This window comes from Ruegeria sp. H4 (assembly GCF_056533065.1).
In genome coordinates this window covers 394,087-407,503 of the sequence record NZ_JBQFOC010000002.1, presented here as the reverse complement: position 1 = coordinate 407,503, position 13,417 = coordinate 394,087, and the positions used below count along the sequence as shown (strand labels likewise).

Sequence of the window (13,417 nt, the reverse complement as noted above, 5' to 3'; positions counted from 1 at the left end):
GCGCAGGCCGCCGAAACACCGAAACCTCAAGCTCGCCGTACACGCGCGCCGTCAAAACCGCCTGCGATGCCCAAGGCAACCCAGAGTTCCGAAGAATAATCGCGGATCATCTGCTTGACACGGTCGGGTCGGCGCGCCAACGCTGCGCCTCATGATGGATCTTCGCCCGGTCGGATATGTGATTGGCTTGCTGGTCGCCATTCTGGGGGCGACCATGCTGCCGCCTATGGTTGCCGACCTGATCGAAGGGCGCGGCGAATGGCATGTCTTTCTGGAAAGCGCCATTATTACCATGCTGGCGGGTTCGGTTCTGGCCATCAGCTGCTCGAACGGGGTGGGTGAAGGTCTGACTATTCGTCAGACCTTTTTGTTAACCACGGGCGTCTGGGTTGCCTTGCCGGTCTTTGGGGCGATCCCGTTTCTATTTGGTGAAACCGAACTGCGCTTTGTCGATGCGTATTTCGAGGCGATGTCAGGGCTGACCACCACCGGTTCAACCGTCATTTCAGGCCTGGATGATCTGCCCCAAGGTTTGCTGCTTTGGCGTGGCATTTTGCAGTGGCTGGGCGGCATCGGTATCATCGTCGTTGCCATGGTGTTCTTGCCCGAGCTACGTGTGGGCGGGATGCAAATCTTCCGTTCGGAAGGGTTTGAAACCATGGGGAAAATCCTGCCGCGCGCTCAAGAGATTGCGGGCCAGATATCCCTGATCTACGTGTTCCTGACGGTTGTCTGCATGTTGGTCTACGCAGCACTGGGCATGGGTTTTTTTGATGCGCTGGTGCACGCCTTCACGACAATCTCGACGGGCGGGTTTTCGAATTATGATGCTTCATTTGGGACGTTTACAGGGCCGTCGGAATATGCCGCATCGGTTTTCATGATTTTGGCGGCACTGCCTTTTGTGCGCTACGTTCAGCTTGCCAACGGTCATACGCTTTCACTGTGGCGTGACAGTCAGATCAGAGCATTCATAGCCACGATATTGGTTCTGGTCGTCGCCATGTCAGTGTTCCTGACATCTGTGTTTCCACACCATTGGGAACAGGCCTTCCGGGAATCCCTGTTTAACATCACGTCGATCATTTCAGGGACAGGCTATGCCAGCGTTGACTATATGAACTGGGGCAGCTTTGCTATCATGTTGTTTTTCTTGATCGGCCTGATCGGCGGTTGCGCGGGCTCGACCGCCTGTTCGATCAAAGTGTTCCGATATCAACTTCTGTTTGCGTCGATCAAAACGCAAATCCGGCGCATTCGATCACCACATGGCGTGTTTGTACCCTTATATGACGGCCGCCCTGTCAGCCGGGATGTTCTGACCTCGGTCATGAGCTTTTTCATGTTCTTTGTGCTGTCTATGGGCGTACTGTCTTGGGCGCTGGCGTTGACAGGGTTGGATTTCATCACCTCGGTTTCTGGCGCGGCCACCGCTCTGGCCAATGTTGGTCCAGGGCTGGGTGATCAGATCGGGCCGGCAGGCAACTTTTCCGGGCTGAACGATACGGCGAAATGGTTGTTGATCATCGGCATGCTCGTGGGACGGCTTGAGCTGTTGGCCGTCTATGCAATCTTTACCGTTCAATTCTGGAGAAGCTGATGAAAAGACCCCTTGGCGCGCAACTCTCGCACATGCTCAGGGATCGAGGCGTCGATGTGATCTTTGGCATTCCGGGTGTGCACAATCAGGAACTGTATCGGGGTATCGAAGAGGCGGGGATCACCCATGTTCTGGCGCGGCACGAACAAGGCGCGGGGTTCATGGCGGATGGATATGCTCGAGCGACCGGTAGACCGGGTATGGCCTATGTGATCACCGGGCCGGGCTTGTGCAACATCATGACGCCCATGGGGCAGGCCTACAGCGACTCGGTGCCGATGCTGGTTCTTTCATCCTGTCTGGATGAGACGCATGAGTATCGCGGCCAGTTGCATCAGATGAAGGATCAGCAAGCGGCTGCGGGAGCTGTCGCAGACTGGTCCGCGCAGGCGAATACGTCACAGGCTGCCTATGGTTTGGTGGAACGTGCATTTGAGGAGTTTGAACTCAACCGCCCCCGGCCCAAGCATATTCAGGTGCCCATTGCGCAGCTGGAAGCGGATGCTGATCCAGCCCCGTTTCCGAACCAACCCGCGCTGCGCACCAAGGCGCAGCCGCCCGATGTCGCACCGGCTGTCTCGCTGCTGAACCTTGCCAAACGACCGTTGTTCATTCTGGGGGGCGGTTGCCGGTCGAACGAATGGCGGCAAATCCTGACACAGTTGGGCGCGGCCTGTTTCACCACCTATGCCGGACGCGGGATGGCTGGGGTGAATTATCCGCTGGATTTCGGGGCAATGCTGCCCCGACCCGGCAGCGCCGAGGTCATCGCCTCTGCCGATCTGGTGATCGCGGTTGGTGCAGAGCTGGGAGAGGTCGATCTGTGGCGGCGCGAGCTGGGGCACAAAGCCACCCTGATCCGCGTTGATCTGGACCCCGAGGTTCTGTCAGATCATCACCGGGCCGCCGTCAAAATTCAGGCGGATAGTGCAAGTTTCGCGCGGGCGCTATGGGCGGTCACCGAAGATGCCAAACCCGCCACGGGATGGACCGCGGAGGAGGTCGCCGAAACGCGCGCCCGCTGGCGGGCTGAGGTGGATGCCGAACGACCAGGCATTGTGCCGGTCGTCGACGCCCTGCGCGCCGCGATGCCTGCCGATACGATGATCTATTCTGACATGACCCAGTTCGCCTATGTCGCGAAAGAGGTCTGGGATATGGCTTATCCTCACCATTGGCACCACCCCACAGGCTTTGGCACGTTGGGATATGCTTTGCCTGCCGGGATTGGCGGGGCGATTGGGCGCAGGGGCAAACCAACCGCTGTGATCGCCGGAGACTACGGGTTCCACTACACGATGCAGGAACTGGGGGTTGCGGTAGAACTGGGTCTGCCTCTGCCCATCATCCTGTGGGACAATGGAAGGCTGAAAGAGATCGAGGACAGCATGGTCCGCAGCCAGATCGCGCCAAACGCAGTTGAGGCGCGCAATCCCGTTTTTTGCAAACTGGCCGAGGCGTTTGGCGCGCGGTCTGCTGCGCCCGCTACGCTGGATGCGCTGCAGGATTCTGTGCGCGCTGCGTTTCAGGCGGACGGGCCAACATTGATCTGCGCCACACCTGATATTCTGTGAAACAAAAAGCGCCGCAGAAACTTGCGGCGCTTTCAGATTTACCAATGCGGTAAGCTTAGTCCCAGCAATGTACCAGAACTGTCATGCCAGTCGCCCGGCGGTTCAACTCATTGGGTGAGATTTGTGTGCTTTCCTGACTGGGCTGCCCGGACACACCGGCCTGGGTCAACACATCTGTCAAACGCGCGGCGGTTGCGGCCAGGCTGACCGAGGCGGGCAGGGTGCGCCCTTCGGTCGGGGTTGGCAGCAACATGCCCACCACATTACCGCTGTCGTTGAAGACAGGGCCGCCCGCGTCACCGGGCTGGGCGTTCAGGGCCAGACGTTTCACGCCTTCTTCTCCGTTCAGGCCACGGATATCCGCGATCTGACCATAGGTCAGGGTCGGGGCACCAAGCGCACCCTGATAGGAAAAGCCGGATACCGCGACCTCGGATTGAATGCGCGGCGTGTCCGCGCTGAACGCGGCCACACTTATGGGCGCAAGGTTCTGGCTGGGGCGCAGGACCGAGACACCCAGATCGGCATCGGTCCAGGCCACCTGAACCTCCTGATCGCCGTCCAGCGTGATCCGGGTGCAGTTATCTGCCGCCTCGGATACGGTCAGAACCGCCCCGCTGGTATCGGCAAAGAAACCTGACCGCGACAGGCGCGGTTTGCGCACTTGCAGGCCCGAGATCAGGTCGATCCGCTGATCCGCCGATGCGCCTGCTGCTGAGTCCAGAACCGCATCGGTGGTCGCAAAGCTCTGCGCCATGGCGGCCAGAACGCGCAGGCGGCGCGCCTCGTCCCCTTCGGGCCAGACCAGAGTGAACCCTTTGATCTGCCCATCTTTCAGTGTCGCCTGTGTGAACGAGACAACGCCGTTGCCGCGCCCTTCCAACGAGAACCGATCACCGCGCAGTTCGCGCGGGCCATCAAGTGGTACGATTTCCAGTGACTGCATCACTTCATACAGCGCGCGCAGGGTGGATTTGTCGCCTTCCTGCGAGATCAACAGCGCCTGAGCCCCGATATCATCACTTGATTTGAAATGGACAAACGGCGCCTCGTAGCGGTCAAATTCCAGGGCACCCAGCGGCATGTCCAAAGACACGCCCGCCTGATCGTCAGTATACGATCCCATCCCGACACTGATCAGCGGCGCGTTATAGTCATCCATCAGGGCCTTGCGCTGCAATGTTGTCAGAACGCCCGTCGGCTCATAGCCGTTGAAACGCTGCCAATCGCCCATCGAGCGGCGGGTTCCCTGACCAAATGCGCCATCGATGGACGAGTTATAGAACCCAGCGGCCTGCAAAGCGGTTTGCAGGTCTTTACGTTCCTGTGCAGTTAGCAATCGTTCGGACTGTAGCGCTTCGGCGCGTGTTTCGTCTGCGTCCTGCGGGGTGACCTCTGACAGGTTCTGTTCCGGCTGTGGTTCCGGTTCAACCGGGGGCGCAACTATCCCGCGATCCAGAAGATTAACGCCAATGGGCCAAAACTGCTGACCAAGATCGTTGGAGAATGCAATGAAGCTGTCGCGCGGGATTTGCCCCTCGGCGCGATAGACCCGAAGAACCTGTTCCGCGTCGCTGCGGGCATAGGGGCCGATCACAATGGCGTACCAGCCACTGTTCAGGCGGAACCCGTTCACATCGGGCAGGGCGCTGGCATAGGCCTGCGCACGATCCTGTGCTTCACGCAAGGAAGGCTGGGCTTCAACCTGTACCCAGACGCCTTGGTCTTGCTGTGCAGATGCGGTGTGCACTCCCAATAGAAGAAACAAAAGAAATGCCGTCAAAACTCGTGTCATATTCTGCCCGTTTTATGCAGTGTTGAACATTTCGCGCAGAATACGCGATTTCGCGGTCTAAATACCATGGCGCGAATACGCAGATTTCACTGTGTGGCTGTGCAGATACAGGATGTGCCGATTGGCCCGTTGACGCCCCTTGGCCCCTTGCATAGGAAGGGCGAAACCGACCGGAACCGGGTGCATGTAGCGCCCAAAGGGAATGTCATGACCGAACCGTCCAGCGCACCGCGTTCTTTTCAGGAAATAATCCTGCGGCTTCAGACCTATTGGGCCTCGAAGGGCTGCGCGATTCTGCAGCCTTATGACATGGAAGTCGGGGCAGGGACGTTCCACCCTGCGACCACATTGCGTGCGCTGGGCTCCAAACCCTGGGCTGCAGCCTATGTTCAACCCTCGCGTCGCCCGACGGATGGGCGTTACGGTGAAAACCCCAACCGGCTGCAGCATTACTATCAGTATCAGGTTCTGATCAAACCCAGCCCGCCCGATCTGCAAGAGCTATATCTGGGCAGCTTGCAGGCCATCGGGATCGACATGGAGCTGCACGACATCCGTTTTGTTGAGGACGACTGGGAAAGTCCGACCCTTGGTGCCTGGGGCCTTGGGTGGGAGGTCTGGTGCGACGGTATGGAAGTCAGCCAGTTCACCTATTTCCAACAGGTGGGTGGCCATGACTGCGCGCCGGTCTCGGGCGAGCTGACCTATGGTCTTGAACGACTTGCGATGTATGTGCTGGGCATCGACCACGTGATGGACATGCCGTTCAATGACCCTCAGTCGCCCAGCCCGCTGACCTATGGCGATATCTTCAAGCAAACCGAAGAAGAATATGCCCGTTGGAACTTTGACGTGGCCAATACCGAGGTTTTGCTGCGCCACTTCGAAGAGGCCGAGGCAGAATGCGCCACTATTCTGGCGCAGGAACACGATGATCCCAAGACCGGCAAGCGCATCGTCATGGCACATCCAGCCTATGACCAGTGCATCAAGGCCAGCCACATCTTCAACCTGTTGGACGCACGGGGGGTGATCTCGGTCACGGAACGCCAGGCCTATATCGGCCGGGTTCGTGCGTTGGCTAAGCAATGTGCTGATGCTTTTGTCCAGACCGAGGCCGCCGGGTTCGGGGCCTGATGCGCGGCTTAGGCCAATCCAGGCAACAACACCTTAAGACCGTCGGCGATCATGCTGATGGCGATGGCCGACAGGATCATGCCCATGAAACGGCTCATGATCACCCGGGCATTTTCGGACAGGCGCTTGGCCAGCGCCGATGCGTTCCAAAACGTTATGAACAACATCGCGACGACAACCAGAAATACACCAGCATAAGCAATGGCTTCAACGGGTTTCTTTATGTGGCTTGCATACAGGATCAGTGTGGTGATCGTGCCTGGGCCAACCAAAATTGGAAAGGCCAGCGGATAAAACGCCACCGTCTCGGGTGCCGGGTAAGACTTCTTCTCCCCTTCGGTTCCGTGATGCGAACTGCTTTCGTTCCCATTCAGCATGTTCAGCCCGATCATCAGAACAACCAGACCACCTGCCACCCGCAGGTCATCGACGCTGATGCCAAACAGTCCCAGCGCCTGATTGCCGATCAGCGCAAAGGCCGACCCAAGGATCAGGCAGTAGGTCGCTGTTTTCACAGCGACTTTGCGCTGATCCGCAACGGGAAGATCCTGTGTGACACTCAGAAACACGGGCAGATTTGTGACCGGGTTCATGATCGCAAACAGCGCGCCAAAAAATCCGATGACAAGGGTGGTATCCATGCGTATTGCCTCGTTTCATCCTGTACAGCTGCGGACCCTGTCCTATTTTCTGCCAATATGAAAGAGGCGTCATAGATGACCGGAAAATTGCTCGCTCTGATCCTGTTGTTGTCGGCCGTTTTGGCGGGCGGAGGGATGTATTATCTGCAGGTCTATGGCTTCTATTACGAGGTTGAGCCGCAGCCCGGGCAGGATGTGCTGTTGCTGGCGACGGGGGCGGATCAGCCCCAAGCGATTACCTATACTGCGTTTCAGGCAATCGATGCCGATAGCTCTCCGATTCGCTACCGGGCGTGTTTCGAGACGGACCTGACGCTAGATCAGATGACCGCTTTCACTCCGGTAGAAGACCCCGAGCCCCTGACTGCGCCAGGTTGGTTCGATTGCTATGACGCGCCCGCCTTGGCGGATGCGCTAAAAGGCGGGCAGGCGCAGGCGTTCATGGGCACCAAGAATATTCACTATGGCGTTGATCGCATCGTGGCCGTGACGCAGGACGGCAAGGGCTATGTCTGGCACGCGCTCAACAATTGCGGCGAAAAGGCTTATGACGGTACCGTGGTGGGTGAAGAATGCCCGCCCCGACCGCAGGAATAGGGGAACGCAGTGAGCCATGTCGTCGAAATCCCCGATTTTCTGACGGCCACGTTGGGCTTTGCCGTCTATCTGATCGGGGCCGAGATCAACGCACGGGTTTCTGCGTTGCGCAGCTTCAACATCCCTGAGCCGGTGACAGGGGGGCTGCTGGCATCAATTGTCGTTCTGCTGCTCTACCTGCTGTTTGGCATTGAGCTGTCATTTGGCCTGACAGCCCGTGATTTCCTGCTGGTTCTGTTTTTCGCCGGGATTGGTCTGAACGCGCGCCTGTCGGATCTGATCGCAGGGGGCAAGCCTTTGCTTTTGTTGTTGATCCTGACATTGGCGACCATCGTGTTTCAGAACGTTATCGGTGCTGCGGGTGCGGCGCTGTTTGGCTATCCTGCGCAGGCGGGGGTTCTGTTCGGTTCCGCCGCGCTGATCGGGGGGCATGGAACAGCGATTGCCTGGGCGCCCGAAGTGGCTGCGGCGACAGGGCTGGACGGTGCGACCGAACTAGGCGTTGCTGTTGCGACTTTGGGCTTGGTTCTGGCCGCACTTGTGGGTGGCCCCATTGCACGCCTGCTGATCGAAGGTCGCAACCTCAGCCCCAGTAGGCCCGAGGAAGAACACAGCGTCGGCCTTCCCGAAGACACCACGGAAGCAAAAACCCAGATCAACCACCTGACGATCATGCGGGTATTGCTGTATCTGAACTTGGCAATCATCACGGGATATGGGCTGGATCAGGTGATCAGTGCTACGGGTCTGAAACTGCCCCTGTTCGTGCCCTGCCTGATCATGGGCATTCTCATTTCTAATCTTCGCACGGCCGTCTTTCCGGGCGCGCCCAAAGTGTCACGGACCCCGTCGCTGGCACTGATCTCGGAATTCGCGCTGGGGGCCTTTCTGGCCATGTCGCTCATGAGCCTGCAACTCTGGACAATCGCCGAACTGGGGTTGGCCATTGCAGTGATCATGACGGCGCAGACCCTGTTTGCGGTTCTCTTTGTGCTTTGGGTTCTGTTCCCGGTGATGGGCTCGAACTACCGCGCCGCAGTTCTGGCCGCGGGGTTCGGTGGCTTCGCCCTGGGCGCAACCCCGACCGCAATTGCAAATATGACAGCCGTAACCAAGCGATATGGTCCGTCGCCTATTGCCTTTATCGTGCTGCCCCTTGTATCCGCCTTCTTTGTGGATATCGCCAATGCCATCGTCATTCAGACGATTGTGAATTTCTAAGGACCGACTATGCCCGACCTGTTGATCGAACTGTTCTCTGAAGAGATCCCCGCGCGCATGCAGACCCGCGCTGGAGAGGAGCTGAAAAAGCGGATCACTGATGGTTTGGTCGAGGCCGGTCTGACCTATGCCGGGGCCGCTGCGCTCACCACGCCGCGCCGTCTGACACTGGCGGTCGAAGGGCTGCTGTCCGAGAGCCCGACAATCCGTGAGGAACGCAAGGGCCCCAAGGTCGGTGCCCCTGACAAAGCCATCGAAGGCTTCCTGCGCGGCGCGGGCCTGACCCGCGACCAGCTTGAGGAACGCGACACGCCCAAAGGCGCGGTCTATTTCGCCACAATCGAAAAAGCCGGCCGTCCCGCGGCCGAGATTGTGGCCGAAGTGCTCGACACAACTATCCGCAACTTCCCATGGCTCAAATCAATGCGCTGGGGCGCAGGTTCGATGCGTTGGGTGCGGCCCTTGCACTCGATCCTGTGCATCCTCAGCGATGAGGCGGGCGCGCAGGTTGTGCCTTTGGAGATCGAGGGGATCAAAGCCGGAGATACCACCGAAGGCCACCGCTTCATGGCTCCGGCCCGGTTTTCGGTCACATCGTTCGAGGATTACGCAGCCCAGCTGAAACGCGCCTTTGTGGTGCTGTCGCCTGAGGAACGCGCCGAACATATCTGGAACGACGCGCAGAACATGGGTTTTGCCGCCGGTCTGGAGGTAGTCGAGGACAAGGGCTTGCTGGCCGAGGTCGCCGGTCTGGTCGAATGGCCTGTGGTGCTGATGGGGCAGATCGATGACGAATTCCTGGAACTGCCGCCCGAGGTGCTGCAGACGTCGATGAAAGAGCATCAGAAGTTCTTTTCCGTAAAGAACCCCAAAACGGGCCGGATCGAACGGTTCATCACCGTCGCCAACCGTGAAACTGCCGACAATGGCGCGACCATTCTGGCGGGGAACCAAAAGGTGCTGTCGGCCCGTCTGGCCGATGCGAAATTCTTCTGGGAGAACGACCTGCGCGTTGCCAAGTCAGACATCGCCCAATGGACCCGCGCGTTGGAGAATGTGACTTTCCACAACAAGCTGGGCACGCAGGCGGAACGGATCGATCGCATCGCCGCATTGACCCGTGAACTGGCCCCGGTGGCCGGAGCGGATGCCGATCAGGCCGAGAAAGCCGCACGTCTGGCCAAGGCTGATCTGAGCTCCGAGATGGTCTATGAATTCCCCGAACTTCAGGGGCTTATGGGCCGATATTACATCGAAGCCGCGGGCGAAGATGCCGCCGTGGCCGCCGTGGCGCAGGAGCATTACTCGCCATTGGGGCCGTCGGATGACGTGCCCGCTGCGCCGCTTTCGGTGACCGTGGCGCTGGCAGATAAGTTGGACACGCTGACCGGGTTCTGGGCGATTGATGAGAAGCCGACCGGGTCGAAAGACCCGTTTGCGCTGCGCCGTGCGGCGTTGGGGGTTATTCGACTGATCTTGGACAACAATCTGCGTATCAGATTGGACCGCTTCTTTGATAGCCAGTTGGTTCGCGCGGAGAGTGCTGTTAATGAGGCGCTTCCGGATGCGAGTGTCCGCGACCTTTTGGAAGAAATCGCGGATCATGGCGTCTTTGGCGCTGCATTCCAGACAGTTAGGGACAAAATTGTAGGATTGCCTGCGGCTGCTTTTCTGGAGCTCGAGAATAAGGTTCCTGACGCATCCGACGATCTCCTCTCGTTCTTCCACGACCGCCTTAAGGTCTTCCTCCGCGATGAGGGCATCCGGCATGACATCATCGACGCCTGTATCGCGATGGACGGCAATGATGACCTTAACCTGCTCGTCAAACGCGCCCGTGCTCTGAATGCGGTGATCTCGACCGAGGATGGGGAAAACCTTGTGCAAGGGTTCAAGCGGGCCAACAACATTCTGACGCAGGCCGAGGAGAAAGACGGGGTCGAATACTCCTACGGCGCGGATGTGAAATTTGCCGAGACGGATAGCGAAAAGGCGCTGTTTGCCGCCTTGGATCAGGCGCAGGCGCAGATTGATCCTGCGTTGAAAACCGAGGATTTCCCGACCGCCATGGCCGCCATGGCAAGCTTGCGCGGGCCGGTGGATGCGTTCTTTGAGGATGTGCAGGTCAACACCGACAATGACATTCTGCGCCGCAACCGCCTGAACCTGCTGAGCCAAATCCGCACGATCTGTTCCAGCGTTGCTGATCTGACCAAGATCGAAGGATAAGCCAGATCGCCCTTGCGCCGTTGGTGCAAGGGCTTATGCTGCGGCGAAGCTAAAAGGTGCCGCAGTGCAGAATAACCCGCATACCACGCTCATCACGTCCCAAGCACCCGTTGCCGCCAGCACCCACGGCGGGCGGGCCAAATGTTTGCAACGCCTTGTCCGGCTGGACCTGCCAGTGCCGCGCACTGTGGCGCTGTCCTTTGATCTTGTGCAACAGATTGCCGATGGTCAGGTGCCTGATATTACCGCGATTTTGGAACAGTTTGACGACACGGCGTTGCTGTGTGTGCGACCCAGTTCCGAAGACCCCGATTGGGGCGGGCCGGGTGCGGTTCTGAACATCGGGATGAACGATGCGCGCTATGTGGACCTGTCTGATCAGATGGGGGCCGAAGCCGCCGCCGCGCTGTATCTGAGATTTGTTCAAAGCTACGCCATCCATGTCGCGCGGCTGGATGCGGATGTGTTTGATGACATCGAAGCCGATGGCAGCGAAGGGTTAAAACTGTCTCTGCGCGCCTATGAGGAAGAGACCGACGAGGCCTTTCCCCAGGATCGCGGAGAGCAGTTGGTCGGTGTCTTGCGATCTATGGCGCGGGCGTGGGATGGTACGTCGGCTCGATTGCTGCGTCAGGCTAAAGGGGCCCCTGCAGATGCGGGGCTTGGGTTGGTCATTCAGGAAATGATACCCGGTGTCGGGCAGGGCGAATGCGGCTCGGGTGTATTGCAACTGGTTGATATCACAACCGGAATGCCACAGATCACCGGGCGGTATCTGAGCCAGAGCCAGGGGCGCGATGCGTTGGGCGAAGGTGTTGCGGCGCTGTACTTGGAAAAAGATCCGCGCGGGCAGTCGCTGGAAGAACTGGCACCCAAAGCCTTTGCCGATCTCAAAGCGCAGGCCGCGCTGATGCGCGAGAAACTACGCGAGGAAATGCAGGTCGAGTTCGTGATCGAAAACGGCCATGTGCATATTCTGGATGGCGTGCGGGTGCAGCGGTCCGCCCGCGCGGCGATGCGGATTGCGGTGCGGTTGGCCGAAGACGAAATCATCCCGCCGCAAGAGGCGGTGATGCGCGTCGATCCGCACGCGTTGAACGAGCTGTTGCACCGTCAGGTCCACCCAGATGCAAAGCGCGATATCCTGACGACGGGTATCGCGGCCAGCCCAGGAGCGTCAACGGGCAAGATTGTGTTCACCGCGGCTGAGGCACAGGCCAGCGCCGCGCGGGGCGAGGCTTGTATCCTGGTCCGCCGCGAAACCTCGCCTGAGGACGTGCGGGGCATGCATGCGGCAGTCGCGGTTCTGACGGAAAAGGGCGGTATGACGAGCCACGCGGCGGTGATCGGGCGCGGGTTGGGCCTGCCTTGCATCGTCGGGGCGTCGGGGATGCGCTTCCAGACCAAGAAAAAGCTTCTGACTGCGCCGGATGGACGGATGTTCAAAACCGGGGATGTTCTGACCATCGATGGGACGTCAGGACAGGTTCTGGCAGGGCAGCCCGCGATGCTGGAAGCGGCTTTGGACGATTGTTTTCAGACGCTTATGGGCTGGGCAGACGCCGAGCGGGATATAGCGATCCGGGCCAATGCGGATACACCGGCAGACGCCCAGACCGCGCGCAATTTCGAGGCGCAAGGAATCGGACTGTGCCGGACCGAGCATATGTTCTTTGACCCCGGCCGCCTGATCGTCATGCGTGAGATGATCTTTGCGCAGACCCCATCGGGGCGGTCTGCGGTACTAGAACGACTGCTGCCCATGCAGCGCGAGGATTTCATCCAGCTGTTCCGGATCATGGAAGGCCAGCCGGTTTGCATCCGCCTGTTCGACCCTCCGTTGCACGAGTTTCTGCCGACGACCCGCAGCGGCCAACGCGAACTGGCCGAAGCCTTGGACTTACCTGTTTCTGACGTCGAACGCAGAGTCGAGGCGATGTCGGAATACAATCCGATGCTGGGCATGCGCGGCGTGCGGCTTGGGGTGACCGTACCTGAGATATACGACATGCAGGCCCGCGCGATCTTTGAAGCCACGTTGGAGGCCAGCAAAAACGGCGCGCCGGTGGTGCCCGAGGTGATGATCCCGCTGGTCTCGGCCAAGCGCGAGGTTGAGCTGGTCAAATCCCGCATCGACTCGGTGGCTGCGGCAGTCGCGTCCGAAAAAAGCCACGAGTTTGAGTATCGGCTTGGGGTGATGGTTGAAACGCCGCGCGCCTGTTTGCGGGCGGAAGAGATTGCGCCACATACGTCTTTCCTGAGCTTCGGAACCAATGACCTGACCCAGATGACCTATGGCCTATCGCGCGATGATGCGGGCCGGTTTATGTCGGCCTATGTTCGGCAGGGGGTGTTTACCGAAGACCCATTCCATGTTCTTGACCCGGATGGGGTAGGCGAATTGCTGAAACTTGGCGCTGAACGCGGGCGTCTGGCCAAGCCTGATGTCACCCTATCGGTCTGCGGTGAACATGGGGGTAACCCCGAATCAATCGCCATTTGCCGTGATCTTGGGTTTGACTATGTTTCCTGCTCGCCGTTCCGGGTGCCCGTCGCTCGGCTGGCTGCCGCTCAACTGGCGATTTCGTCCAGACTTGGGGGTTGACAGCGGGCTGAAACCCAA

General features: G+C 59.2%; 9 protein-coding genes. 7 read left to right on the top strand and 2 right to left on the bottom strand.

The genetic code is table 11. The features are described 5' to 3' along the window. The first annotated feature begins 151 nt into the window (after nucleotides 1-151). Nucleotides 152-1,600 (top strand): TrkH family potassium uptake protein, encoded by a 1,449-nt coding sequence (locus ACR0KG_RS13470; protein WP_480827566.1) that lies wholly within the window; start codon nucleotides 152-154, stop codon nucleotides 1,598-1,600. Further along, complete coding sequence (locus tag ACR0KG_RS13465) at nucleotides 1,600-3,174, top strand: 5-guanidino-2-oxopentanoate decarboxylase (protein ID WP_480827565.1); 1,575 nt, start codon at nucleotides 1,600-1,602, stop codon at nucleotides 3,172-3,174. The genes ACR0KG_RS13470 and ACR0KG_RS13465 overlap by 1 nt, the downstream gene beginning before the upstream one ends. A gap of 55 nt (nucleotides 3,175-3,229) precedes the next feature. Here the strand turns inward: ACR0KG_RS13465 and ACR0KG_RS13460 are convergent, their stop codons facing one another. Continuing rightward, complete coding sequence (locus ACR0KG_RS13460) at nucleotides 3,230-4,969, bottom strand: serine protease (RefSeq protein ID WP_480827564.1); 1,740 nt, start codon at nucleotides 4,967-4,969, stop codon at nucleotides 3,230-3,232. A 207-nt stretch (nucleotides 4,970-5,176) separates the two neighbouring features. Between ACR0KG_RS13460 and ACR0KG_RS13455 the strand changes: the two genes are divergently transcribed. Then, entirely contained in the window at nucleotides 5,177-6,106 is a 930-nt protein-coding gene (locus ACR0KG_RS13455) for a glycine--tRNA ligase subunit alpha (protein ID WP_480827563.1), read from the top strand. Nucleotides 6,107-6,114: 8 nt separating this feature from the next. Here ACR0KG_RS13455 and ACR0KG_RS13450 read toward each other — a convergent pair whose 3' ends face one another. Then, nucleotides 6,115-6,747 (bottom strand): MarC family protein, encoded by a 633-nt coding sequence (locus ACR0KG_RS13450; protein ID WP_480827562.1) that lies wholly within the window; start codon nucleotides 6,745-6,747, stop codon nucleotides 6,115-6,117. 75 nt (nucleotides 6,748-6,822) lie between these two features. Here ACR0KG_RS13450 and ACR0KG_RS13445 point away from each other — a divergent pair, with 75 nt between their 5' ends. From ACR0KG_RS13445 to ACR0KG_RS13430, 4 genes are all read left to right on the top strand, one after another. Then, on the top strand, nucleotides 6,823-7,344 hold the full coding sequence (locus ACR0KG_RS13445; RefSeq protein ID WP_480827561.1) for a DUF6446 family protein: 522 nt from the start codon (nucleotides 6,823-6,825) through the stop codon (nucleotides 7,342-7,344). A 9-nt stretch (nucleotides 7,345-7,353) separates the two neighbouring features. Continuing rightward, nucleotides 7,354-8,565, top strand: coding sequence for a sodium/glutamate symporter (gene gltS / locus ACR0KG_RS13440; protein ID WP_480827560.1), 1,212 nt, complete (start codon nucleotides 7,354-7,356; stop codon nucleotides 8,563-8,565). Nucleotides 8,566-8,574: 9 nt separating this feature from the next. Further along, on the top strand, nucleotides 8,575-10,794 hold the full coding sequence (glyS, locus tag ACR0KG_RS13435) for a glycine--tRNA ligase subunit beta (protein ID WP_480827559.1): 2,220 nt from the start codon (nucleotides 8,575-8,577) through the stop codon (nucleotides 10,792-10,794). 64 nt (nucleotides 10,795-10,858) lie between these two features. Then, nucleotides 10,859-13,399: a putative PEP-binding protein gene (locus ACR0KG_RS13430; RefSeq protein ID WP_480827558.1), complete on the top strand. Its 2,541-nt coding sequence runs from the start codon at nucleotides 10,859-10,861 to the stop codon at nucleotides 13,397-13,399. Nucleotides 13,400-13,417 lie beyond the last annotated feature (18 nt).